Origin of the sequence: Micromonospora sp. WMMA1996 (genome assembly GCF_002573675.1) — a bacterium.
In the GTDB taxonomy this organism is placed as follows: Bacteria; Actinomycetota; Actinomycetes; order Mycobacteriales; family Micromonosporaceae; genus Micromonospora; species Micromonospora sediminicola.
On sequence record NZ_PDHU01000003.1, the window covers coordinates 584,970 to 609,495 of the forward strand.

Genomic DNA, 24,526 nt, shown 5'->3' on the forward strand with positions numbered 1-24,526 from the left:
GAGAGGGTGGCCCGGTCCGCGACGCGGACCGGGCCACCCTCGAAGCATCCGAACCCTTGAGGGAGGGTTGATGGAGTTCGACTTCGCGGCGGAACAGCCGAAGTTCCTCATGCTGATGTACGGGCTGATCGCTTTCGTCGCGGTGGTGGGCGGCCTGCTCCTGCTCCTCGACGTGGTGCCGGCCTGGTTCGCCCGGCGCCGGGAGGCGCAGCTGGTCGCGGCCGTGACGGCCGGCGGTCCGCCGCCGCGCCGGCGCAAGCAGCGTGAGGGCCTGTTCGCGTTCTTCTTCCTGCTGCCGACGCTGCTGTTCCTGACCATCGGTCTGGTGGTGCCGGCCATCCGCACCACGCTGCTCTCCTTCATGGACGCGCGCAGCACCGACTGGGTGGGGCTGGACAACTACGGCTGGATGTTCTCCGAGGACTCGATCTTCCGGGTCCTGCTCAACACCCTGGTCTGGGTGCTGCTGGTCCCGCTGGTGGCCAGCGCGTTCGGCCTGGTCTACGCCGTCCTGGTGGACAAGGCCCGGTTCGAGTCGGCGGCCAAGTCGCTGATCTTCCTGCCGATGGCGATCTCGTTCGTCGGCGCCGCCATCATCTGGCGGTTCATCTACGCCTTCCGGGGCGACGGGCAGGAGCAGATCGGCCTGCTCAACCAGATCGTGGTCAGCCTCGGCGGCGAGCCGAAGCAGTGGCTGCTCGACTCGCCGCTGAACACGCTCCTGCTGATCGTGATTATGGTGTGGATCCAGGCCGGCTTCGCCATGGTGGTGCTCTCCGCGGCCATCAAGGCCATCCCGGCGGACATCATCGAGGCGGCCCGGCTGGACGGCACCACCGCCTGGCAGATGTTCTGGCGGATCACCATGCCGAGCATCCGGCCGGCGCTGATCGTGGTGGTGGTGACGATCTCCATCGCCACGCTCAAGGTCTTCGACATCGTCCGGACCGCCACCAACGGCAACTACGACACCAACGTGATCGCGACCGAGATGTACAACCAGGCGTTCCGGTACGGCGAGAACGGGCAGGGCTCGGCGCTCGCGGTCTTCCTGTTCGTCCTGGTCCTGCCGCTCGTGATCTACCAGATCCGCAACCTGCGCAAGCAGCGGGAGGGCTGAGATGACCACCGCCACGCCCACCGTCGGAGCCGGCGTCCAACCCCCGGCGCCGCTCACCCGGGCCGCCCGGGTCCGCAAGCGGCTCAACAGCCGCACCGCCACGCTGGTCTCGATCGTGCTCGCGCTGCTCTGGACGATCCCGACCTTCGGCCTGTTCATCTCCTCGTTCCGGCCGGAGGACCAGATCAAGACCACCGGCTGGTGGACGTTCTTCCGCGACCCGCAGTTCACCCTGCAGAACTACCAGGACGTGCTGTTCAGCACCGGCTCGTCGGGGCAGCTCGCCAGCTACTTCATCAACTCACTGGCGATCACCATCCCGTCGGTGCTCTTCCCGATCGCGTTCGCCTCGCTGGCCGCGTACGCGCTGGCCTGGATCAACTTCAAGGGCCGGGACTGGCTCTACATCGGGATCTTCGCGCTGCAGATCGTGCCGCTGCAGATGGCCCTCGTGCCGCTGCTGAGGTTCTTCTCCACCGGCGTCACCCTCGGCGGGGTCCAGATCCTCCCCGCGTGGGACCTGGTCGACGAGCAGAAGTTCGCGCAGGTGTGGTTCGCACACACCTGCTTCGCGCTCCCGTTCGCCGTCTACCTGCTGCACAACTTCATCTCGCAGCTCCCCGGCGACCTGATGGAGGCGGCCCGGGTCGACGGCGCCACCCACCCGAAGATCTTCCGCACCATCGTGCTGCCGCTGATCACGCCCGCGCTCGCGGCGATCGGCATCTTCCAGTTCCTCTGGGTCTGGAACGACCTGCTGGTCGCGCTGATCTTCGCCGGCGGCGGCGACGAGACCGCCCCGCTGACGGTCCGGCTCGCCGAGCTGGCCGGCACGCGGGGCAACGAGTGGCAACGGCTCACCGCCGGCGCGTTCGTCTCGATCGTCGTACCGCTGCTGGTGTTCCTGTCCCTCCAGCGCTACTTCGTGCGGGGCCTGCTCGCCGGCAGCGTCAAGGGTTGATCCGTCGTCCCACCGCCGCCGGCCTGCCGGCGGCGGTGGGACACGGGTCGCAGCGGGGAGCCACGATGACCAAGATTGACGACGTCGCCCGCCTGGCCGGGGTCTCCACGGCCACCGTCTCCCGGGCGCTGCGCGGGCTGCCGACGGTCTCCGCCGCCACCCGCCGCCGGGTGCTCGCCGCCGCCGAGCAGCTCCAGTACGCGGTCTCGCCGAGCGCCTCCCGACTGGCCGGCGGCCGGACCGGCACCGTCGCGGTGGTGGTCCCCCGGATCACCCGCTGGTTCTTCGGCACCGTGGTCGAGGCGGTCGAGGACTACCTCCAGCAGAACGGCTACGACCTGCTGCTCTACAACCTCGGCGGCCGGGAGCAGACCCGCCAGCGGGTGCTCCGCCCGGCCGGCCTGCACAAGCGGGTGGACGCGATCATGCTGGTTGCCACCCCGCTGCGCGCGGCCGACGTGCACGCGCTGACCAAGCTGGACCTGCCCGGGGTGACGATCAGCTCCGGCAGCGGTGTGCCCGGCTGGCCCTGCGTCCGCATCGACGACGTGGCCGCCGCCCGGACCGCCACCCGCCACCTGCTCGACCTCGGCCACACCCGGATCGCGCACATCTCCGGCGACCCCGACGACGAGCTGGCCTTCACCACCCACCTCGACCGGCGGCGCGGCTACCAGGAGGCGCTGCGCGGGGCCGGCATCCGCCCCGACCCGAGCCTCGACGTCGAGTCCCGGTTCACCATCGACGGCGGCACCCGGGCCACCGCCGAGCTGCTCGCCCGGGGCGAACCGCCGACCGCCATCTTCGCCGCCTGCGACGAGATGGCGATGGGCGCGGTCACCGCGCTGCGCGACGCCGGACTCCGGGTCCCGCAGGACGTCAGCGTGATCGGCATCGACGACCACGACCTGGCCGGGGTGCTCGGGCTGAGTACGATCGCCCAGCCCGCCGCCGAGCAGGGGCTGCTCGCCGCGCGCATCCTGCTCGACCCGCTGGGCGCCCGGGTCGCCGAGCCGTACGCCGGTCTGGTGCCGGCCCCGCGCGACGCCGACACCGACACCGGGACGCCGTCGTCGGTGATCCTCCCCACTCGCCTGGTGGTGCGGGACTCGACCGCGCCGCCCCGGGCACACTGAACGGACCCGTTCGCCCCGCACGCACGACAGGGAGAAGGCGCTGAACACCGACGCGACGCAGCAGAGCCCGGCCACCGGCTGGTGGACCGAGGCGGTCATCTACCAGGTCTACCCGCGCTCGTTCGCCGACTCCGACGGCGACGGCATCGGCGACCTGCCGGGCATCACGGCCCGCCTCGACCACCTCGCCGAGCTGGGCGTCGACGCGCTCTGGCTGTCCCCGTTCTATCCGTCCCCGCAGGCCGACGCCGGCTACGACGTGGCCGACTACCGGGACGTCGACCCGCTCTTCGGCACGCTCGCCGACGCTGACAAGCTGATCACCGAGGCGAAGGCACGCGGCCTGCGGGTGATCGTCGACCTGGTGCCCAACCACACCTCCTCCGCGCACCGCTGGTTCACCGCCGCGGTGGCGGCGGCGCCGGGCAGCCCGGAGCGGCAGCGCTACGTCATCCGGGACGGCAAGGGCCCGGACGGCGCCGAGGCCCCGAACGACTGGGAGAGCGTGTTCGGCGGACCGGCCTGGACCCGGCTGCCGGACGGGCAGTGGTACCTGCACCTGTTCGACCCCGGCCAGCCCGACCTCAACTGGGACAACCCGGAGGTGCGCGAGGAGTTCCTCGGCGTCCTGCGCTTCTGGCTCGACCGGGGCGTGGACGGGTTCCGGGTGGACGTCGCGCACGGCCTGATCAAGCAGGCCGACCTGGCCGACTGGCAGGAACCGCAGGAGATCCTCTCCGGCAGCGAGGTGGACAAGCCCCGGCCGCCGATGTGGGACCAGGACGGCGTGCACGAGATCTACCGGGAGTGGCGGCGGCTGCTCGACTCGTACGCCGGGGAGCGGGTCCTGGTCGCCGAGGCGTGGGTGGAGCCGGCCGAGCGGCTGGCCCGTTACGTCCGGCCGGACGAGATGCACCAGGCGTTCAACTTCGAGTACCTGATGGCCGCCTGGACCGCCCCGGCCCAGTACGCGGTGATCACCCGCTCCCTGGAGGCCACCGACTCGGTGGGCGCGCCGACCACGTGGGTGCTGTCCAACCACGACGTGGTCCGGCACGCCTCCCGGCTCGGGCTGACCACCGCCGGCGGCCGGATGAACGGCATCGGCGTCGACGACCCGCAGCCCGACGTGGCGCTCGGCCTGCGCCGGGCCCGGGCGGCCAGCCTGCTCATGCTCGCGCTGCCCGGCTCGGCCTACCTCTACCAGGGCGAGGAGCTGGGGCTGCCGGAGCACACCACGCTGCCCGACGAGGCCCGGCAGGACCCCACCTGGGCCCGCAGCGGGCACACCCAGCGCGGCCGCGACGGCTGCCGGGTGCCGATCCCGTGGGAGGCCGACGCCCCGTCGTACGGCTTCGGGCCGACGGACGCGAGCTGGCTGCCCCAGCCGCCGATGTGGGCCGAGTACGCGCTGGACCGGCAGCGCGGGGTGCCCGGCTCGACGTACGAGCTGTACCGCACGGCGCTGCGGTTGCGCCGCGAGCACGCGCTGGCGCGGGGCCCGCTGCGGTTCCTGTCCTCCGGCGACGAGGTGCTGACGTTCACCAACGGTGACCTCACCGTGCTGACCAACTTCGGCGCGACAGCGGTGCCGCTGCCGGCCGGCGCCTCGGTGCTGGTGTCCAGCGCCCCGCTGGACGGCGACGCGGTCCCCACCGACGTCACCGTGTGGTGGGTGTAAGGAAGGGCCCCCTGTTAACGCCTCCGGTATAGGAAGGGCCCCTTCTTAACACTCACCCGTTAAGAAGGGGCCCTTCCTTCCAGGCGGTCGGCACGGGTGTGCAGGAGCGCGTTGACCTGCGCGATGTCCCGGGGCGAGGTGCGGGCGGCCAGCCAGTACATGATCCCGGTGGGGATGAAGAAGAGCTGGAACGCGGCCAGCCCGACGGCGTAGTTCAGCGGCGGCGGGAACACCAGCCGCAGCCCGCCGAACACCAGCCCGACCACCCCGTTGCCGGCCGCCCGTCCCACGCCGTTGACCAGGTTGCCCAGGCTGTAGACCGTGCCCCGGTGCTCGGGCGGGTTGACGTCGGCGATCAGCGCGAACCAGTTGGGCGAGTTGGCCGAGGTGAGCGCCAGCGCCACCACGGCGGTGAGCAGGCTCAGCCCGACCGTCGGCTCGGTCAGCACACTGGACAGCACCGCCGCCACCACCGCGCCGGAGCCGCCGCCGTCGGGCACGTCGATCTCGATCGGCACGAAGAACAGCACCAGGTAGAACGGCACGGCCGCGAGGATGCCCACGGCCGCGACCAGGGCCCGGCCGCTCGGCGTACGCCGTTGCAGCGCGTCGCCGACCAACCCGCCCACGATCGACAGCGCGCCGCCGAGCTGGAACAGGGTGGCGAAGACGCTGCCCACCACCACCGCCGTGGCCGGCGAGTAGCCCTGCGCCTCGGCGCGCTGGCTGAACAGCACCGGAAGCCAGACCAGCGAGCCGAACGCGGCCTGGGCGGTCAGCCCCTGCAGGATCAGCCACCGGTTGGTCCGCCGGGCCAGGATCCGGGGCAGGTCGGCGCGGCTGATCCGGTAGTCATACTCGCCGCCGGCGTCGAGCGCCTCGGCCAGTTCCGGCTCGCTCTGCCCGCGCCGGATGTCGTAGGTGAACAGGTACGCCGCGGTGGCGGCCAGGCCGACGACGGTCAGCAGCAGGAACGGCCGCCGCCAGTCGGTCGCGCCGAGCAGGCCGCCGGTGAGCGTGCCGGCCAGCGTGCCGACGCCCTGGGACAGGCCCCAGAAGCTCATCACCAGGCCGCGGCGGCGCGGCGAGATCAGGTCGGTGACCACGGAGAAGCCGACCGAGCCGACCGCGCCCAGCCCGACCGCGGCGACGAGCTGGGCGGCCAGGAACGTCGGGTACTGCCCGGCCAGCGCGCTGCCGCCGGTGCCGGCCGCCCAGACCAGCGTGCCGACCATCAGCAACGGCTTGCGGTTGCTCCGGTCGCCGACGTACGCCCAGCCCACCGCGGCCACCGCGCTGACCAGGAAGCTGACCGCGGTGACCAGGCCGAGCATCCGCTGGGGTACGTCGAACGCCTCGGAGATCGGCCCGTACAGCGGCGGCACGAGGCCGATCGCCACGTTGTCCAGCGAGGCGAGCACCACGAAGACGACAACGCTGTAGTACCGGTGCGCCGCGTTCCCGCGCCGGGAGATCCTGGTGGAACTCATGCAGGGCAGCCAACCAGGTGCGGGCCGGATCCGGGACACCGCCCCCGGCCTGACGCGCGTGTTAAGAAGGGGCCCCTCCTCTACCGGAGGCGTTAAGAAGGGGCCCTTCCTTACCCCCGGGCGCGGGCGTAGCGCTCGCGGATGGCGGGCACCGGCTCGGCCGTGTACTCCTCGGTGTCGCCGATCGACCAGGCCGGCGGGGCGTCGCCGCCGAGCGCGACCCACGCGGCCTGGCGGGCCGCGCCGTCGGCCACGTACTCACCGGGCGGTGGGACCACCACCGGGCGGCCGAAGACCTGCGGCGCGATCGCGCGGACCGCGGCGGACCGGGCGCCACCGCCGACCAGGATGATCCGGTCGGCGCGGGCGCCCTGGGCGAGCAGCGCGTCGAGGCCGTCGGCGAGCCCGCAGAGCATGCCCTCGACGGCGGCCCGGGCCAGGTGCGCCGGGGTCGACGTGCCCAGCGTCAGGCCGCGCAGTTCACCGGTGGCGTGCGGGCGGTCCGGCGTCCGTTCCCCCTCCAGGTACGGCACCAGGACCAGGCCGTCCGCGCCCGGCGGGGCGGCCAGCGCCAACTCGCCGAGCGTGTCGAGGTCGACGCCGAGCAGCGTCGCGGCGGCGTCGAGCACCCGGGCCGCGTTCAACGTGCAGACCAGCGGCAGGAATCGCCCGGTGGCGTCGGCGAACCCGGCCACCGCGCCGGCGGCGTCGGCGGCCGGCGCGTCGGCCACCGCGAAGACCGTGCCGGAGGTGCCGATCGAGACGACCACGTCGCCCGGGTCGGCGCCGACGCCGAGCGCCGCCGCCGCGTTGTCCCCGGTGCCCGGCCCGAGGAGGACCCGGCCGGCGGCGCCGGACCCTGCGCCGCCGACCGGACCGGCGGCGGTCGGCCCGTCGCCGAGCGCCGCCGGGTCGAGCTGTCCGGCAGCCTCGGCCGGACCGAGCACGACCGGGACCCGCGGGCGCCGGCCGAAGGCCTGCTCCAACAGGTCGAGCCGGTATTCGCCGGTGCGCGGCGACCAGTAGCCGGTGCCGCTGGCGTCGCCCCGGTCGGTGCGCAGCGCGTCCAGGCCGGCAGCGCCGGCCAGCCGCCAGGTGAGCCAGTCGTGCGGCAGGCAGACCGCGGCCACCCGGTCGGCGTTCGCCGGCTCGTGCCGGGCCAGCCAGCGCAGCTTGGTGGCGGTGAAGCTGGCCACCGGCACCGCGCCGGTGGCCTCGGCCCAGAACCGGCGGCCGGTCTCCCCGCCGCCGGCCTCCTCGACGAGGTCCCGGGCGGCGTCGGCGGAGCGGGTGTCGTTCCACAGCAGCGCCGGGCGGACCACCTCGCCCGCCTCGTCCAGGCAGACCATGCCGTGCTGCTGGCCGCCGACCGAGACGGCCGCCACGTCGGCCAGGCCGCCGGCCTCGGCGACGGCCGCCCGCAGGGCGTCCCACCAGGCGGCGGGGTCGACCTCGGTGCCGGCCGGGTGGGGCGCCCGGCCCTGCCGGACCAGCGCCCCGGTCTCCGCGTCCCGGACCACCACCTTGCAGGACTGGGTCGACGAGTCGACCCCCGCGACGAGCGGCATGGCGGCCCGCCTCAGCGCGCGCCGAGCACGTGCTCGACGGCGAGCTGGTTGAGCCGGACGAAGCCGAAGCCCTTGGCACCGGCGGCCTCCGGGTCGAACTCCTCGAACGCGGTCCGGTCGGCGAGCAGTTCGGCGTAGCCCTCACCCGGGTTCAGCGTCGGGGTGGCCAGCTCGGCCACCCGGGCGGCGGCGAGCGCCTCGGCCACCTCCGGGTCGGCGCGGAACGCCGCGGCCCGCTCCTTGAGGAGGAGGTAGGTCCGCATGTTCGCCTCGGCGGAGGCCCACACGCCGGTCATGTCCTCGGTGCGGGAGGGCTTGTAGTCGAAGTGGCGCGGGCCGTCGTAGGCCGGGCCGCCGTTCGGGCCGCCGTGCTCCAGCAGGTCGACCAGGGCGAACGCGTTGAGCAGGTCGCCGTGGCCGAAGACCAGGTCCTGGTCGTACTTGATGCCGCGCTGGCCGTTGAGGTCGATGTGGAACAGCTTGCCCTGCCAGAGCGCCTGGGCGATGCCGTGCGCGAAGTTGAGCCCGGCCATCTGCTCGTGGCCGACCTCCGGGTTGAGCCCGACCATCTCCGGGCGGGCCAGGGTGGAGATGAAGCCGAGCGCGTGGCCGACGGTGGGGAGCAGGATGTCGCCCCGCGGCTCGTTCGGCTTGGGCTCCAGCGCGAAGCGCAGGTCGTAGCCGTTGTCGACGACGTACTGGCAGAGCAGGTCGACGGCCTCCCGGTAGCGCTCGAGCGCGGCCTGGACGTCCTTGGCCACGTCGTACTCGGCGCCTTCCCGGCCGCCCCACATGACGAACGTCTTCGCGCCCAGCTCGGCGGCGAGGTCGACGTTGCGCAGCACCTTGCGCAGCGCGTAGCGGCGCACGTCGCGGTCGTTGCTGGTGAAGCCGCCGTCCTTGAACACCGGGTGGTTGAACAGGTTGGTGGTGACCATCGGCACGACCAGGCCGGTCTCGTCGAGCGCCTTGCGGAACCGGCTCAGACGGGCGTCGCGGGTGGCCGCGTCCGCGCCGAACGGGACCAGGTCGTCGTCGTGGAACGTGATCCCGTACGCGCCGAGCTCGGCGAGCTTGTGCACGGCCTCGACGGCGTCCAGCTCGGGCCGGGTGGCGTCGCCGAACGGGTCGCGGGCGGGCCAGCCCACGGTCCAGAGGCCGAAGGAGAACTTGTCCGCGGGGGTGGGACGGGGTGCCATGGGAACCTCCGGGTGGTGGTGGCGTCCGCGATTTGTTCAGCGGTTGAATTAAATGGCGGGGATGTGGCAGTGTCAAGTGGTGACCAGCGCCAGCACCGCCGGAGCGGTCCGGCAGGGCAGTCTGCGTGAGCTGAATCTCGCGGTGGTGCTCCGGCGGATCGCCGCCGCCGACCGACCGCCCTCGCGGGCCGGCCTCGCCGCCGGGACCGGGCTGACCCGGGCCACCGTCTCCGCCGTCGTCGACGACCTGATCGCCGGACGGCTGGTCGCCGAGGCCGAGCCACCCCCGCGCACCGGTGCCGGCCGGCCGGCCCGGGGCCTGGTGCTCGCCGCCGACGGCCCGGCCGGCCTGGGCCTGGAGGTGAACGTCGACTACCTGGCGGCCTGCGTGGTCGACCTGACCGGCACGGTCCGGCACCACCTGGTCCGCCGCGCCGACCTGCGCCCGGTCTCCCCCGCCGACGCGCTCGCCCGGCTGGCCGCGCTGGCCGCCGAGGCGCGTGCCGCCGCCGTACGCGACGGGTTGACCCTGGCCGGCGCGGCGCTCGCCGTGCCGGGTCTGGTGGGCGACGGCGGCCTGGTCCGGCTGGCGCCGAACCTGGGCTGGCGGGACGTGGACGTGCCGGCGCTGCTCGCCGGGCAGCCCCTCGCCGAGCCGGTCGACGGCGTCCCGCCGCTGGTGGTCGACAACGAGGCCAACCTCGCCGCGCTCGGCGAGCTGTACGCCGGCCCCGCCGGCCCGCGCAGCTTCCTGCACGTCACCGGTGAGATCGGCATCGGCGCCGGCATCGTGCTGGACGGGGCGCTCTACCGGGGGGCGCGCGGCTGGAGCGGAGAGATCGGTCACTTCCCGGTGCAGCCTCAGGGGCGGCCCTGCCGCTGCGGTGGCCGGGGCTGCCTGGAGCGGTACGCCGGCCAGGAGGCGATCCTGGCCGCCGCCGGGCTGCCCGGCGCCGAACTGCCGGCGGACACCGCCGCCACCCGCCTCGCCGACCTGGCCGAGGCCGGTGACGCGGCCACGCTGGCCGCCCTGGCCGACGCCGGCACCGCCCTCGGGGTGGCGGTGGCGGGCGTGGTGAACCTGCTGGACCTGGACACCGTGGTGCTCGGGGGCGGATACGCCCCGCTCTCCCCCTGGCTGCGTCCCCCGGTGGCGGCGGAGGTCTCCCGTCGGGTGCTCACGGCCGCCTGGTCCCCGGTCACGGTGCGACCCGCGGTGCTCGGCGCCCAGTCCGCCGCGGTCGGCGGAGCCACCTCGGTGGTCCGCCGGATCGTCGACCGACCTGTCGGCTGGCTGGCCCGGGGCAGCTGACCGGGGCCGTCCTCGACAAGCATTCGTCGTGCCCGCTGGGTACGCTTGCCGCAAGGCAACCTGTCCGGCGAGTGAGGGGTGCACCGACAGCATGCGCACGGGTCGACCGACCGAAGCGCCCGGCCACCGGCGGTGACCGCCGCGCGCCGGGGCGGTGTCGCCGGGCCGGTCAGCGGCGGTGGACACGCCCGGAGGAAGCGACCCCGGCGGGTGGCCGGGGTCGGCGCCGCGCTGCCGGCCGACGACCAGCTCGCCCGGGAACTGCTGGACGGGCTGGCCGAGGCCGTCGTGACCGTCGACGCCGCCGGCGAGGTGACCCTGGTCAACGCCATGGCGGCGGAACTCCTCCCCGAGCTGACGCCGGGCGTGGACCTGGCCGGCTGCGCGGTGCCCGGGCTGGCCGAGGCGACCCGCGACGGCGCCGAATCGTTCGAGACCGAGCACCACGGCCGGCGGCTACGGGGCGTGCGACGCGGGCTCGCCGGGGAACGCCGCGCCTGGTATGTGCGGGACGTCACCGAGGAGCAGGCGCGCACCGACGCGCTGCTCACCGAGCGGTCCCGGACCGCCTTTCTCGCCCAGGCCGGCAGCCGCCTCGGGCTCTCCCTGCACCGTGACCAGACGCTACGCGCCGCCGTCGACCTGCCGGTGCCCTACCTGGCCGACGTCGCCGTGGTGGTGCACCGTCCGCCGCCCCCCGCCGAGGACGAGCCGCACTGGATCCGGTACGCGACCGGCGACCCCGGCCCGGTCACCGGCGTGGCCGGCTGGCGGACGGTGGAGTCGGTCCCCGGGCTGGTCGAGGCGCTGGAGGGTGACCTCACCGAGCCCAGCCCCTGGCTGGACGCGGAGCTGGCCGACCTGGCCGAGGTGCTGCCGGCGGGCTTCGGACGGCCGGGCACCGTGCTGATCAGCCCGATGCCCAGCGCCGGCGGTCCGGCCGGCGCGCTCGTCCTGGCCCGGCGCCGCGAGCGGCCCGGCTTCGACCAGCGGGAGATCTCGCTGGCCCGGGAGTTCGCCGCCCGGGCGGGCGCCGCGCTGGCCGCCGCCGAACTCTACGGCGAGCAGGCCCACCTGGCCCGCGTGCTGCAGAGCAGCCTGCTTCCGCCGGAGCTGCCCCGACTGGCCGGGACGGCACTGGCCGGCGGTTACCGGGCGGCCGGGGACAGCCTGCGCATCGGCGGCGACTTCTACGACCTGTTCCCCACCCCGGCGGGTGGCCTGTTCGCGCTCGGCGACGTCTGCGGCAAGGGCGTCGGCGCGGCCGTGCTGACCGGCCGGGTCCGCCAGTCGTTGCAGACGCTGCGCCTGGTCGAACAGCGGCCCCGGGAGCTGATGGAGCTGCTCAACCGGGCCCTGCTGGACGCGCCGGGCGCGGCCCGCCGGGCCCAGTTCACCACGCTCCTGTTGGGCACGCTGACCCGGGAGCCGGACGGCGGGCTGCTGGTCCGGGTGGCCGGCGGCGGGCATCCGGCGCCGTTGGTCGTCCGGGCCGGCGGCGGGATCGAGGCGGTCCCCGTCGGCGGCATGCCGGTGGGGGCGCTGACCGACGCGCGGTTCGTCGAGGCGGAGATCCGGCTGGCCCCGGGCGACCTGCTCCTGACGTACACCGACGGGGTGACCGAGGCCCGGGGCGGCCCCACCGAGTTGGCCATGTTCGGCGAGGCCCGGCTGCGCCAGGCGCTGGCCTCCGGCGCCGGGCTGCCGCCGGCGGCCCTGGTCGACCGGGTCCTCCAGCTCGTCGACGAGTGGCTCGACGGGCAGCCGCACGACGACATCGCCATGCTGGCCGTGGCCGCCGCGTGAGTTCGGATTGCCGGATCGGGCCGGAGTCGCTCGCCGCGTACCTCGACCACCTGGAGCGGGCCGACCGGGCCGGCGCGGTGGCGCTCGCCCAGGGCCTGCTGGCCGAGGGCTGCTCGGTCGCGGACGTCCTGGTCGACCTGGTCGCGGTCGCCCAGCGGGAGATCGGCCGGCGGTGGCTCACCGGTTCCTGGAGCGTCGCCCAGGAGCACGCCGCGACCCACGTCAGCGAACTGGTGGTCGACGCGCTGGGCGCGGCCGTCGGCCCGTCACGCCACGGGCACGTGGTGGTGGCCTGCGTCGAGGGCGAGTGGCACGCGCTGGCCGCGCGGATCGTCAGCGAGGTGGTCCGGGCGGCCGGGTGGCGGGTCACCTTCCTGGGCGCCAGCGTGCCGGCCCGGCACCTGGTTTCCTACCTGCACCAGACCGGGCCGGACGCGGTGCTGCTGAGCTGTGTGCAGCCCAACCGGCTGGTCCGGGCGGCGCGGATGGTGGAGGCGAGCCGGACGGCCGGGGTGCCGGTGCTGGCCGGCGGTCCCGGCTTCGGTCCGGAGGGCCGGTGGGCGACGGCGATCGGCGCGGCGGCCTGGGGCGCCAGCGCCCGGGACGCGGTCCGGCTGCTGTCCGGGCCGCTGTCGGCCGGCGCGCACACCGGCTCCCCGCCGCCCCCGCCGGACGACGCGTACGTGGCGGTGCTGCACCGCAGGCGCGATCTGGTCCGGCTCGCGCTGAGCGTGGTCGATCCGCCGGAGGAAACCGCCGAGGACGTCGCCTCGGGCCTCGCGCACCTGGTGGACGCGCTGGTCGCGGCCGTCCGGGTGGACGACGACCAGCTGTTGCTGGACTTCGTCCGGTGGCAGGGGGAGGCGCTCACCGCCCGGGGCGGGCGGGGGGTGCTCGACGACGTCCTCGCCGCCCTGGAACGGGCTCTGACCGAGCATCCCCGGGTGGTCGAGCGGCTGCGTACGGCCCGGGCCGCGGTCGCCCTCGCCTGAGGGCGCCGTCCCGGTGGTCGGCCGGGCCGGGTCAGGCGGTGCGGGCCACCGGGGGTTCACCGGGCGGGTGCGGTTCGCCGGCCGGGTGGGGCGGGGTGGGTTCGGCGGCCGGCGCCGGGGGCGTCGGCTCGGCCAACGGGTCCCCGATGCGCTCCCCGGAGGGTTGCAGGACCGGCCAGCCCTCGGCCACGGTGGCCTCACCGCGCCGGCCGACCTCGTCGAACTCGCGCATCCCGCGCAGGAGGGCCGCCCGGCCGTCAACGCTCATCCCGGCCAGGATCCGCGCCAGCCGGTGTCGCCGGTCGGTGCGCAGCTCGGCGAGGAGCCGTCGGGCCGCCGGGGTGAGGTGCAGCGAGATCTCCCGGCGGTCGTAGCGGCCCGGCTCGCGCTCCAGCATTCCGGCCGCCACCAATCGGTCACAGAGTCGGCTGGCGGAGGAGAGCAGCATGTCGGTCAGGGTGGCGAGCCGGCGGAGGTTGATCCCGTCATACTGCTCGATGACCATGACCGCGCGGAGCTGGGCTCCGGAGAGCCGGCTGGTGGTGCGCTCCCGCGCCGCCTCCCAGACGGCCAGCAGGGTGCCCGCCGCCTCGTCCAGGGCGGCGGACATACTCGCTTCAGGTCCCCGGGGACCGCGCTCTTCGGTCATGGTGGGCCCGAGACTACTCCCCGGACCAGCCCGGCGACCTGTGCAAAGGAGCAAAGATGAGCGGAGCGGAGGTTCGCGCGCGCCAGATCGTGACGGATGCGCCGACAGATCTCATCGTGGACCGGCTCGCCGACGAGCTGGCCCGCCGGTACGGAATCACCCGCACCGAGCTCTACCAGGTCGACTACCGGCTCGCCGAACTGCTGCCGTTGGGCGGCGGAGAGCCGATCACCGGCCCCGGTCACCCGGCCTGGCGCGCCTTCGACCACCAGGAGCCGGTGGTCGTCGACGGGACCGGGTGGTTCCCGGTGGGGATGCGGGGTGAGCGCCGGGGCGTGCTGCGGATCTCACCGGCGCCCGACGACCCGGACGCCCTCCGGCAGCTGGACACCATCGCCACCGTGGTCGGGCACGAGCTGGCCGCCGTCACCTCGACCACCGACATCTACCTGGGCGCCCGCCGCAGCCGACGGCTCACCCTGGCCGCCGAGATGCAGTGGGAGCTGCTGCCCGGGCGCAGCCGGATCCGGCCCTCGTTCAGCCTCGCCGGGCAGCTGGAGCCGGCGTACGCGGTGCGCGGGGACAGTTTCGACTGGTCCGACGACGGCCACCGGCTGTGGCTCGCGGTACTCAACGGCTTCGGCGAGGGCGTGGCGGCGGCGCTGCTCACCTCGCTGGCCACGTACGCGCTGCGCAACGCCCGCCGGGCCGGTATCTCCCTCGCCGACCAGGCCGCCCTGGCCGACCAGGCGATCTTCGCGCAGCATCGGGGTGCGCAGCACCTCTCCGTGCTCCTGCTGGAGCTGGACCTGGCCACCGGCGCGCTGACCGCGGTCGACGCCGGCTCGCCCCGCCTGATCCGGCTGCGCGACGGCGTGGTGGCCGAGCAGGTGCTGGACAAGCAGTTCCCGCTCGGCATGTTCGAGGCCACCGACTACCGGGAGCAGCGGTTCCAGCTGGAGCGCGGCGACCGGCTCTTCGTGGTCAGCGACGGGGTGATCGACGCGACCGCCGAGCAGGTCCGGTACGGCGAGGCGGCGCTGGACCGGTTCCTGCGCCGCACCGGACCGATGGAGGCGCTGGACGCCGTCCGGTCGCTGATCGGCGACCTGCGCGCGTTCGTGGCCGGCGACCTGGTCGACGACGCGGTGGTGGTCTGCCTGGACTGGCTGGGCCCGCAGCCCTGACGGTCCGCCTCAGTACGCGCCGCGGCTGTTGAGCACCGCGCCGAACGTCTTCCAGAGGATGGTCAGGTCGGCCGCGAGCGACCAGTTCTCCACGTAGTAGAGGTCGAGCCGGATGCCGTCCTCCCAGCTCAGGTCGGACCGGCCGCTGACCTGCCAGAGGCCGGTCATGCCGGGCTTGACCAGCAGCCGGCGGGCCACGTCGCCGTCGTAGCGGGCCACCTCGGAGGGCAGCGGCGGGCGCGGGCCGACCAGGCTCATCTGGCCGAGCAGGACGTTGGCGAGCTGGGGCAGTTCGTCCAGCGACCACTTGCGCAGCAGCCGGCCCATCCGGGTGACCCGCGGGTCGTCGCGCATCTTGAACATCAGGCCGTCGGTCTCGTTGCGCGCGGCCAGCTCGGCGAGCAGGGCGTCGGCGTTGACCACCATGGTGCGGAACTTGAAGACGCCGAACTCCTCGCCGCCCTGGCCGACCCGGGTCTGGCGGAACAGCACCGGGCCCCGGCTGTCGACCTTGATCGCCAGCGCGATCACCGCCAGCAGCGGCGAGAGCAGGAGCAGGGCGATCAGCGAGATCGACCGGTCGACGAAGCCCTTGACCAGCTTGCGGGCGCCGCGGAACTCGGGCGCCTCGACGTGGATCAGCGGGAGGCCGGCCACCGGGCGGGTGTGGATGCGGGGGCCGGCCACGTCGGTCAGCGCCGGGGCCACCACCAGGTCCACCCCGGTGCCCTCCAGCTGCCAGCCGAGGCGGCGCAACCGGGTGGCGGTCAGCTCGCCGGAGGCGGTGACCGCCACGGTGTCCGCGCCGATCGCGGTGGCCGCCTCCGGGATGCCCCGGAACGACCCGACCACCGGCACGTCGCCCAGCCGCTGCGGCACCGGCGCGAGCAGGGCGTCCGGAATGCAGGCGCCGACCACCTGGTAGCCGGCGTACGGCTCCCGGCGCAGCGTGTGCACCAACTCCAGCACGTGTGCGGTGTCGCCGACCACGAGCACCTTGCGCGACCAGCCGCCGCCCCGGTAGCGGGCCTTGTGCAGCCGCTTGCGGGCCGCGAACCGGGCCGCCTCCAGCCCGAGCGTGCCGACCGCGAAGGAGATCGCCAGGAAGCCGCGGGACACGCCGACGTCGGCGATGTAGCCGGCGATGGCGATGCCGCCGGCGAGCCGCAGGCTCGCCGCGCTGACCCGTCGGTACTCGTCCGCGCCGTAGCCGAGCACCTGGTCGTCGTAGCAGCGCATGGCCTTGAGCGAGACCAGCCAGACCAGCAGGAGCACCGGGGCGACCACCACGTAGGGGATCTCCGAGCCGGTCGGCTGCTCGTCACCGAACCGGGCCAGGTAACCCACCAGGATGGCCACGGCGAGCACGGCGGTGTCGAGCACCACCAGGACCCGGATGTAGGCCCGCTCCGCGGCTCGCGTCGTCGCACCGGGGCGGTCACCACCGGGTCGCGACGTCCTGGCGGGGGTCAACAGCGTCGCCGAGGTCACGGGTCCTCCCCACTCTGCTCAGGACCGCCCCGCCCCCGCCCGGCTCCGGAGGGAGCCTGCGGTCGGGGCACCCGGTCATCATGCCAAGACAATTATGGTTACCGATTGATTCGGACACATTACCGTCAGTTCACTTTCCCGTGCTTGACCCGGGAAGCCTTCCGCCGTACCGGAAATCCGGTACGGCGGAAGGTTATCGCTGAGTGTCGAGTCAACGCGGAGCGGGCGGCCGCAACGCGATCGCCTGCAGGAAGATCTCGCCGATCTTGCTCGGGTCGGTGGTCACGAACGCGCCGCCGCCGGTGACGTCCGTGATCGACTTCAGCTCCTTGCGGTTCACGTCGGTGCCGATGCCGATGATGATCACCTGCACCGGCTGCTCGTCGTCCCGCAGCTTCTTCAGCTTGTCGAGCAGGTCCTTCTGCGAGATGCCGTTGTCGTCCTCGTTCTGGCCGTCGGTGAAGAGCACGATCGAGTTGACCTTGCCGGGCTCCCAGTCCTGCTGGACCTTCTGGTAGGCCGCGAGCATCGTGTCGTACAGGCCGGTGTCGCCGCTGGAGGGGCGGATGGAGGCCAGACCGCGCTGCAGCGTGCCCCGGTTGCCCGACAGCGGGCCGATCCCGACCAGCTCGTTCCAGTCCTGCGTGCCCCGCAGGTTGGTGGAGAACGTCCACAGGCCGATCGACCAGGAGTCGTCGAACAGCCCCAGGCCCTGACTCGCGGCCGCCACCGTGACCTGCTCCCGGCTGGCGCCGTTCGCCGTGGCCACCGGCTTCTTCATCGAGCCGGAGACGTCCACGACGCAGAGCATCCGACCGGACTGGGTGGCGACCGACCACGTGGTGGTCGCCGTCGCGATGGCGACCGGGTCCAGCTCGGCCGCGCCGCCCTGACCGGACGGCGGAACCTGCTTCTCCCCACCGTTGGCCGGGCTCGGCGCGCCCGTCGGCGCCTGGAAACCGCGACCCCAGTTGCCGTCCGGCGCGCGCAGCGACTGGGCCGCGAGCCGGTCCTTGAAGTCGCCGGAGCGCAGCGCCTCGTAGAGCACCCGCGCGGCCGACGCCTTGCTCGGCTCGATCCCCGGCAGCACCGCGAACGGGTAGTCCAGCGAGATCGGCGGCGGATCGAGGTAGAGCGCGGCCAGCTTGAGCGGCGGCTTGGTGTTGTTGTAGGCGATCACGTCCTCTTCGGACAGCGCCGCCGCGCCCAGCCCGTTGGCGATGGCCGTGGGGTCGGACGAGCGCGGGAACCGCGCGAGGAGGTCCTGCCGCAGCGAGGACCGGTTGGTGGCCAGCGCCCGCAGCGCCCCGACCATGGCCTCCTGGGCCTGCGGGGAACCGGCCTCACCGGTGGAGCTGGCGGCGGCGGTCAGCGACAGCAGGCCGGACAGGCCGGCCGCGTCCTGCGTCGGCTCGACGATCCCGGCCCGCAGCGGCTTGCTGGACGTCACCTGCTTGAGCAGGTCGGACCAGCGGAGGTCCTTGTCCGGCCAGCCGATCCGCGAGGCCACCGGCTCGGGCAGCGCGACCACCACCGGGCTGCGCGCGATCGAGGCGCCGTTGCCCGGGGCGAAGGCGCTGGCCCCGCCGGCCTTGAGCCGGACCAGCCAGGTGGAGGAGTCGGGCACCCAGACGTCGGGCGTCACCGCGGTGCCACTGGCCTGCCCGACGCCGGCCAGGGTGGCTCCGTGCTTGCTCGCCACGGCGGCGGCCACGTCGACCGGCTCGGCCGAGGTGACGTTGACGGCGATGCAGGTGTCACCGACCCGGGCGCCGTTGGCGACCCAGTCGTCGGCGGCGCCGCGCACCGCCGGGGCGATCTCCGGGGCGGCCGACACCGACAGCTCGATCCGACCCGAGCAGTTCGGGCCGGCCAGCTGCTGGTATCCGAACCAGGAACCGGCTACGACGGCGACGAGAGCGGTCGCCGCCGCGGCGGCACCTGCCCCACGAAGGTTAGTACGCATGCGATGGCGGCCAGACACGGTGACCATCTTGCGTATCTCGTGGGGTTACTGCCACAACCGTTCGGACGAAAGTTACGCAGGAGAAACAGTTGATCACCTAATCGATACACTGAGTCACGAGCCAGTGATCCCAGGTGATTCCGGTCCACTCCGGACAGTGCTGTCCGTCACCGCCCCGTCACACCAGCACGCACGTCGGACTCGCCACCGGAACCGGCTCGCCGACCCGCTCCGGCACGCCGCTGCCCGGGTCCACCCGGAAGACCCCGATCAGGTCGGCCCGCTCGTCGGCGACGTAGAGGTGCTCCCCGGCCAGCGCGAAGTGCCGGGGCCACCCACCGCCGGTGTCGACCTCGGCCACCAGCTCCGGCGCGGCGCCGTCCAGCGCGAAGACGGAGACCGTGCCCACACCGCGGTTGCCCACGTAGAGGAAGCGACCGTCCGGTCCGACGGCCACCTCCGAGGGCTGCACGTGCCCGGTCCGGCCGCTGGCGTCGACCCGGACCCGCTGGTGCAACCCCTCCGCCGTCAGGTCGTACGCGGTCACCGTGGCGTCCAGCTCACCGACCAGCCAGGCCCGCCGGCCGTCCGGGTGCCGGGCCAGGTGCCGGGGGCCGGTGCCGGCCGGCGTCCGCAGCCGGGGCGCCCGGGGCACCAGCCGCCCGGAGGCGACGTCGAGGTCGTACCGGTAGACCGAGTCGGTGCCCAGGTCGACGGCGAGCAGGGGCCCACCCCCCGGGTCGGGCGAGACCATGTGGCAGTGGGCCTTCTCCTGCCGCTCCGGGTCGGCGCCGTGCCCCTCGTGCCGGACCAGGTCGGTGCGCTCCCCCGGCACGCCCTCGGCGTCCACCGGGAACACCGCCACACTGCCGCCGCCGTAGTTGGCCACGAACACGTGCCGGCCGTTCGGCGCCACCGCGAGGTGGCACGGCTCGGCACCGCCGGTCGGAAGGACGCCCAGCGGCGCGAGGTCGCCGTCCGGCGCCACCCGGAAGGCGCTCAGCCGCCCCTCGGACAACTCGTTGACCGCGTAGAGCACCGGAAGCCCCGGATGCCGGACGAGGAACGACGGCGACGGGGTGACCGCCGCCGTGCCGAGCGGGGTCAGCGCCCCGGTCGCCGGGTCCCGCCGCGCCGCGACGATCCCCTCCGCCCGTCCCCCCGCCTCCGCCGTGTAGCCGCCGATGTGGACGACCTCGCCCGTGCCGGTCACCGCTCCCACCTTCCGCCGATCCTGCCGCGATCCCACCAGAGGCTTCCCGGAGAACCGCCCGGTCACTCGTGATTCGCGGACCGGATCCAGGACGGGGCGGCGCTCAGCCCACCGGCACCGGCTCGCCGCGCTGCCGCGCGACGTGCTCGACCAGCGAGATCAGCACCAGCTTGCCGGACTGCCGGTCCCGGGCGTCGCAGAGCACCAGCGGAACGTCCGGATCGAGGTCCAGGGCGTCCCGCACCGCCTCCAGCCCGAACCGCCGGGAGCCCTCGAAGCAGTTCACCCCCACCACGAAGGGGACGCCCCGCTGCTCGAAGTAGTCGATCGAGGGAAAGCAGTCGGCCAGCCGGCGGGTGTCGGCGAGCACCACCGCGCCCAGCGCCCCGAAGGCCAGCTCGTCCCAGAGGAACCAGAACCGGTCCTGGCCCGGGGTGCCGAACAGATAGACCTGGAGGTCGTCGTTGATGGTGATCCGGCCGAAGTCCATGGCCACGGTGGTGGTCGACTTCTGCTCCACCCCGGAGACGTCGTCGGTGCCGAGACCCGCCCCGGTCAGCACCTCCTCGGTCTGCAGCGGCCGCACCTCGCTCAACGCGCTGACCAGCGTCGTCTTGCCGGCGCCGAAACCGCCGGCGATGAGGATCTTCAGGGCCAGCGGCAACCGCGACGCGGCCGGCTCCCGGTCAAAGCGCACGGAGTCCACTGACCACCGCCTTGAGGATGTTGTCGTCGGGCAGGTACGCGGTGGCCGGGGGACGGTGCACCGCGACGAACCCGTGGGCGAGGAGGTCGCCGAGCAGCACCCGGACCACGCCGACGGCGAGGTCCAGGTCGGCGGCGAGGTCGGCGACGGCCTTCGGCCGCCGGGCCAGCTCGACCAGGCGGCGGTGCTCCGGCTGCAGACCGGGCGCGCCGGCCGGCTCGGCCGCCGGCGTGGTCAGCACGAAGGCCAGCAGGTCGAAGCCGTCGACCGGGGGGCGCACCCGCCCACCGGTGAGCGTGTACGGGCGGACCACCGGGCCCGCGTCGGCGTCCAGCCACTCGTGCTGGGGGCCCGGGGACTCAGCGCGCATCGGTCGGCTCCCCCACGGCCCGGGCCGGTGCGGCCAGATTCTCCCCGACGCGGATCACCAGCATCGCCATCTCGTACGCCACCAGGCCGATGTCGGCGTCGGCGTCGCTGGCCACGGCGAGGCAGGCGCCCTGCCCGGCGGCCGTGACGAACAGGTACGCCGACTCCATCTCCACCACCGTCTGGCGGACCGCGCCGCCGCCCAGGTGCCGGGTGGCCCCCTTGGCCAGGCCGGAGAAGCCGGACGCCAGCGCGCAGAGGTGCTCCGCGTCGGCACGGTCCTGGTCGGCGGAGGCGCCGAGCAGGAGCCCGTCCGCGGAGAGGACCACCGCCTGGCGGGCGGCGGGGACCCGTTCCACCAGGTCGTCGAGCAGCCAGTCGAGATCGGCGTTCTGCCGCGTCGTGTGCACCACTAGGCGTCCCTCTCAGTCGCGGTTCGATGGTCCGGCGCCGGCGAAGAGGGCTCCGTCGCCGGCTCCGGCGCGGTGGACGGCGTACCGGTCTCGGCCGGCTCGGCGGCGGAGGCGTCCCGCAGCCGGGCGGCGGACGGGCCGCCGACGGTGCGGGAGCCGTCCCGACGCCCCCGGGCGGTGCCCGCCTGCAACGCGGACATGGCCCGCCGGGCCTCCTCCGGCGTCCGGTGGGCCGGCACGTCGGTGACGGCCGCCCGGGGACGCGCCGTCGGCCCGCGCCGACGCACCCGGCGGGGCAGCCCGTCACCGTCGGCCGGCGGTTCCACGGTCGACGCGCGGGCCGTCGGCAACGGCACCACGGTCGGCTCGGAGCGGTCCCGGTTCGGCCGGCCCGGCCGCCCCCGCGGGACCGTGGTCAGCCGGGTCACCTTCGCCATCCGCCGCCGCTCCGGCCCGGCCGGCGTGGCGTCCGCGCCGACCGGCGGCTCGTCGGTGATCAGATCGGAGGGGACGAGCACCGAGGCGGTCGTGCCGGCCGGCCCGGCCGGTCGCAGCTCCACCCGGACCCCGTGCCGGGCGGCCAGCCGGGCCACCACGAACAGGCCCAGCCGGGCGCTGTCGGCCGGGTCGAACTCCGGTGGCGCGGCCAGCTTGCGGTTGGCCGCCGCCAGTGCCGGGGGTGACATGCCCAGGCCCCGGTCGGTGATGTCGATGGCGTAACCGCCCGGGACGGTCCGGCCGGTGACGTCCACCCGGGTGCCCGGCGGGGAGAACGCGGTGGCGTTCTCGATCAGCTCAGCGAGCAGGTGGATCACGTCACCGACGGCCCGGCCGAGGACCCCGGCGGACTGCACCTCGCCCACGTCGACCCGGTCGTACGCCTCGACCTCGGAGATCGCCCCGCGCATCACGTCCACCGCGGCGACCGGGCGGCGCCAGCCGCGCCCCGGCGCGGCGCCGGCGAGGATGACCAGGTCCTCGGCGTGCCGGCGCAGCCGGGTGGCCAGGTGGTCGACCTGGAACAGCCCGGCCAGCTCGTCCGGGTCCTCGGTGCGGCGCTCCAGCCGGTCCAGCAGCGCCAACTGCCGGTGCACCAGGCCCTGGCTGCGGCGGGCCAGGTTGAGGATGACCTCGTTGAACCCGCGGCGCAGGGTGACCTCGTCCACCGCGGCCCGCACCGCGGTCCGCCGCACCTCGTTGAAGGCGCGCGCCACCTGGCCGATCTCGTCGCCGCCGTGGTCGAGTTCGGGGGCCTCCCGGTCGACGTCGACCTCCTCGCCCCGGCGCAGTCGGGCGACCACGTCGGGCAGCCGCCGCTCGGCCATGTCGGTCGCGGCGCCCCGCACGCCGGTCAGCCGGTGCGCCAGCGACCGACCGACCCGCAGCACCACCAGGACGCAGACCACGACGGCCACCAGGCCCAGCACCCCGGCGGCGGCGAGCTGGACCAGGATGCGCACGGCCATCGGCACCGACCGTTCGGCCAGGCTGTCCGCGCCGCGCAGCTCGAAGTCCCGCAGTCCCTGCCAGACCTCGGTGTGGCTGCTCTCCCAGGCCCGGACGTCGAACCGGGCGGGCAGCTCGGCGGAGCGGATCAGGGTGTCCTGCAGGGCGCGCAGCCGGAGGAAGCCCGGGCCCTCGGTCAGCCGCTGGTAGCCGGTGCGCTCGTCGGGCGGCAGGTCGGCGACCGCGTTCTCGGCCAGGAAGCGCTGGTTCTCGACGGTGCGCACGAGCTGCTCGTGCTCGCCCTCGGCGTACCGGCCGGCCGTGACCGCGCCGGCGAGCAGCGCGTCGGCCTGGCCCAGCAGCTCGCGGGAGCGGCCCAGCGCGGTGAGCGCCGACGCCTCCCGGTTGAGCTGCACGTCGGGCAGCGCGGCCATGGCGGAGAACGCCTGGAAGGCGGAACCGACCATCCCGCTGTAGAGGCCGACCGCGCCGGCCCGGTCCACCTTCCGGTCGTCGATGAAGGCCCGCCCCGCGGGCAGCGCCTCCAGCGCCGAGCCCAGCTGGTCGAGCCGGGCGTCGAGCTGGTCGTCGGCCGCGTCGCGCAGGTCCTCGCCGTCGATCCGGCGGCGCAGCTCGGCCACTGCCCGGTCGGTGCGCTCCCGCTGCTCGCCCAGCTCCGGCAGGGCGGCGTCACCGGCGAGCTGGACCACCGAGAGCCGCCGTTCCCGTTGCAGCTCGGCGACCACGGTCTCGCCCGGGCGGCCGAGGTCGTAGAGGAGGGTACGCGCGGCGAGCAGGTCGAGGGCGGGGCCGAAGGTGAGCGTGGTGGCGAAGATCCACAGCGCCAGCAGCCCGGTCACCGGGCCGATGACCAGCGCGGTCAGCTTGGCGCGGATCGGCCAGTCGCGGGTGTTCAATCAGACCTCGCCCGGGAAGGTGTCGCTGGGTGGCGCCGGCAGCGGCCGCCAGATCGCCGGCCACGACGCCGGGCCCCGACCCGGACGCCTTGGGCAGGATACGTAATCCCGGACGGATGCACTACCGGCCGTCTCGCCGCTCACTACGGTCCGGAACGGTCACGCCGGACACCGATGGACTCCGGCCGCGCGCCGTTAGGGCGTCGCCGAGCCGCCGGCTCCCACGGACCGCGGCGGAAAGTGCTCCGGAACGGGATTGGCGATCACCCGCAGGAGGGAATACCTGCGGGCGAAGGAGGAGCCATGTCGCCCACCCAGGTAGTCGTCATAGTCATCGTCGTCGCCGTCATCGCCGCGCTGGTCGCGCTCGCCGTGGTCGCCAACCGCCGGCGGGCCCTCAAGCAGCGCTTCGGCCCGGAGTACGACCGGGTCGTCGCCGAGCAGGACAGCCGGGGCGCCGCCGAGCGTGAGCTGCGCGAGCGCGAGCGCCGGCACGCCGAGCTGGAGCTGACCCCGCTGAGCCCGGAGTCCCGGGCCCGGTACGCCGCCGCCTGGGAGGAGATCCAGGTGCGCTTCGTCGACTCGCCGGCGGAGACCGTCGGCGACGCCGACGAACTGGTCGGCCACCTGATCGCCGAGCGCGGATACCCCACCGGGGACTTCTCGGACCAGATCGCCCACCTCTCCGTCGAGCACGCCCGCACCCTGACCCACTACCGCGACGCCCACGAGATCCGGCAGCGCAACGAGCGCGGCGAGGCCGGCACCGAGGACCTCCGGCAGGCGCTGGTGCACTACCGGGCCCTCTTCGCCGACCTGCTCGGCGAGGACCCGGTCGGCCAGCAGCCGCCGGAGCAGCGCCACCCCGACCACGAGCACGACGCCACGAGCCGCTGAGGAGGCC

General features: G+C 74.3%; 20 protein-coding genes. 9 read left to right on the top strand and 11 right to left on the bottom strand.

What is annotated here, in order from left to right; all coding sequences use genetic code 11:
• The first annotated feature begins 70 nt into the window (after positions 1 to 70).
• The 4 genes from COO58_RS22450 to COO58_RS22465 all read left to right on the top strand — a co-directional run bounded on the left by COO58_RS22450 (position 71) and on the right by COO58_RS22465 (position 4,898).
• On the top strand, positions 71 to 1,120 hold the full coding sequence (locus tag COO58_RS22450; RefSeq protein WP_091571473.1) for a carbohydrate ABC transporter permease: 1,050 nt from the start codon (positions 71 to 73) through the stop codon (positions 1,118 to 1,120).
• A gap of 1 nt (position 1,121) precedes the next feature.
• On the top strand, positions 1,122 to 2,081 hold the full coding sequence (locus tag COO58_RS22455) for a carbohydrate ABC transporter permease (protein ID WP_091571470.1): 960 nt from the start codon (positions 1,122 to 1,124) through the stop codon (positions 2,079 to 2,081).
• A 65-nt stretch (positions 2,082 to 2,146) separates the two neighbouring features.
• The gene (locus COO58_RS22460) at positions 2,147 to 3,217 is read left to right on the top strand and encodes a LacI family DNA-binding transcriptional regulator (RefSeq protein WP_091571467.1); all 1,071 of its coding nucleotides are present in this window, start codon (positions 2,147 to 2,149) and stop codon (positions 3,215 to 3,217) included.
• 40 nt (positions 3,218 to 3,257) lie between these two features.
• Positions 3,258 to 4,898 carry an alpha-amylase family glycosyl hydrolase gene (locus COO58_RS22465; protein ID WP_091571462.1) on the top strand — a complete coding sequence of 547 codons (1,641 nt, stop codon included), beginning with the start codon at positions 3,258 to 3,260 and terminating at the stop codon, positions 4,896 to 4,898.
• 59 nt (positions 4,899 to 4,957) lie between these two features.
• Here COO58_RS22465 and COO58_RS22470 read toward each other — a convergent pair whose 3' ends face one another.
• The 3 genes from COO58_RS22470 to xylA form a co-directional block, all read right to left on the bottom strand.
• Positions 4,958 to 6,388, bottom strand: a complete 1,431-nt coding sequence (locus tag COO58_RS22470) for an MFS transporter (RefSeq protein WP_091571459.1) — start codon at positions 6,386 to 6,388, stop codon at positions 4,958 to 4,960.
• 110 nt (positions 6,389 to 6,498) lie between these two features.
• Complete coding sequence (gene xylB / locus COO58_RS22475; protein WP_098747079.1) at positions 6,499 to 7,956, bottom strand: xylulokinase; 1,458 nt, start codon at positions 7,954 to 7,956, stop codon at positions 6,499 to 6,501.
• Between the two features lie 11 nt (positions 7,957 to 7,967).
• Positions 7,968 to 9,155 (bottom strand): xylose isomerase, encoded by a 1,188-nt coding sequence (gene xylA, locus COO58_RS22480; RefSeq protein WP_091571451.1) that lies wholly within the window; start codon positions 9,153 to 9,155, stop codon positions 7,968 to 7,970.
• A 52-nt stretch (positions 9,156 to 9,207) separates the two neighbouring features.
• Here xylA and COO58_RS22485 point away from each other — a divergent pair, with 52 nt between their 5' ends.
• The 3 genes from COO58_RS22485 (at position 9,208) to COO58_RS22495 (ending at position 13,265) form a co-directional block, all read left to right on the top strand.
• Positions 9,208 to 10,467, top strand: a complete 1,260-nt coding sequence (locus tag COO58_RS22485; protein ID WP_091571447.1) for an ROK family protein — start codon at positions 9,208 to 9,210, stop codon at positions 10,465 to 10,467.
• 210 nt (positions 10,468 to 10,677) lie between these two features.
• Entirely contained in the window at positions 10,678 to 12,273 is a 1,596-nt protein-coding gene (locus tag COO58_RS22490; protein ID WP_245666150.1) for a PP2C family protein-serine/threonine phosphatase, read from the top strand.
• Positions 12,270 to 13,265: a B12-binding domain-containing protein gene (locus tag COO58_RS22495; protein WP_098747080.1), complete on the top strand. Its 996-nt coding sequence runs from the start codon at positions 12,270 to 12,272 to the stop codon at positions 13,263 to 13,265. Before COO58_RS22490 ends, COO58_RS22495 begins: the two co-directional genes overlap by 4 nt.
• A gap of 31 nt (positions 13,266 to 13,296) precedes the next feature.
• Here the strand turns inward: COO58_RS22495 and COO58_RS22500 are convergent, their stop codons facing one another.
• Positions 13,297 to 13,875 carry a MarR family winged helix-turn-helix transcriptional regulator gene (locus tag COO58_RS22500; RefSeq protein ID WP_245666149.1) on the bottom strand — a complete coding sequence of 193 codons (579 nt, stop codon included), beginning with the start codon at positions 13,873 to 13,875 and terminating at the stop codon, positions 13,297 to 13,299.
• 95 nt (positions 13,876 to 13,970) lie between these two features.
• Here COO58_RS22500 and COO58_RS22505 point away from each other — a divergent pair, with 95 nt between their 5' ends.
• Positions 13,971 to 15,101 (top strand): PP2C family protein-serine/threonine phosphatase, encoded by a 1,131-nt coding sequence (locus COO58_RS22505; RefSeq protein ID WP_091571441.1) that lies wholly within the window; start codon positions 13,971 to 13,973, stop codon positions 15,099 to 15,101.
• A 9-nt stretch (positions 15,102 to 15,110) separates the two neighbouring features.
• Here the strand turns inward: COO58_RS22505 and COO58_RS22510 are convergent, their stop codons facing one another.
• The 7 genes from COO58_RS22510 to COO58_RS22540 form a co-directional block, all read right to left on the bottom strand.
• Positions 15,111 to 16,592, bottom strand: coding sequence for a sugar transferase (locus tag COO58_RS22510; protein WP_091571437.1), 1,482 nt, complete (start codon positions 16,590 to 16,592; stop codon positions 15,111 to 15,113).
• A 211-nt stretch (positions 16,593 to 16,803) separates the two neighbouring features.
• Positions 16,804 to 18,558 (bottom strand): substrate-binding domain-containing protein, encoded by a 1,755-nt coding sequence (locus tag COO58_RS22515; protein ID WP_091571433.1) that lies wholly within the window; start codon positions 18,556 to 18,558, stop codon positions 16,804 to 16,806.
• Between the two features lie 178 nt (positions 18,559 to 18,736).
• A complete protein-coding gene (locus COO58_RS22520; RefSeq protein WP_176558939.1) occupies positions 18,737 to 19,771 on the bottom strand; it encodes a lactonase family protein in 1,035 nt (344 codons plus the stop codon).
• 103 nt (positions 19,772 to 19,874) lie between these two features.
• Complete coding sequence (locus COO58_RS22525; RefSeq protein ID WP_091571424.1) at positions 19,875 to 20,477, bottom strand: ATP/GTP-binding protein; 603 nt, start codon at positions 20,475 to 20,477, stop codon at positions 19,875 to 19,877.
• Positions 20,458 to 20,847, bottom strand: coding sequence for a DUF742 domain-containing protein (locus COO58_RS22530; protein ID WP_091571419.1), 390 nt, complete (start codon positions 20,845 to 20,847; stop codon positions 20,458 to 20,460). The genes COO58_RS22525 and COO58_RS22530 overlap by 20 nt, the downstream gene beginning before the upstream one ends.
• The gene (locus COO58_RS22535; RefSeq protein ID WP_091571415.1) at positions 20,837 to 21,259 is read right to left on the bottom strand and encodes a roadblock/LC7 domain-containing protein; all 423 of its coding nucleotides are present in this window, start codon (positions 21,257 to 21,259) and stop codon (positions 20,837 to 20,839) included. The genes COO58_RS22530 and COO58_RS22535 overlap by 11 nt, the downstream gene beginning before the upstream one ends.
• Positions 21,259 to 23,622 carry a nitrate- and nitrite sensing domain-containing protein gene (locus tag COO58_RS22540; protein WP_091571412.1) on the bottom strand — a complete coding sequence of 788 codons (2,364 nt, stop codon included), beginning with the start codon at positions 23,620 to 23,622 and terminating at the stop codon, positions 21,259 to 21,261. Before COO58_RS22540 ends, COO58_RS22535 begins: the two co-directional genes overlap by 1 nt.
• 303 nt (positions 23,623 to 23,925) lie before the next feature.
• Here COO58_RS22540 and COO58_RS22545 point away from each other — a divergent pair, with 303 nt between their 5' ends.
• Complete coding sequence (locus COO58_RS22545; protein WP_091571408.1) at positions 23,926 to 24,519, top strand: hypothetical protein; 594 nt, start codon at positions 23,926 to 23,928, stop codon at positions 24,517 to 24,519.
• Positions 24,520 to 24,526: the final 7 nt, after the last annotated feature.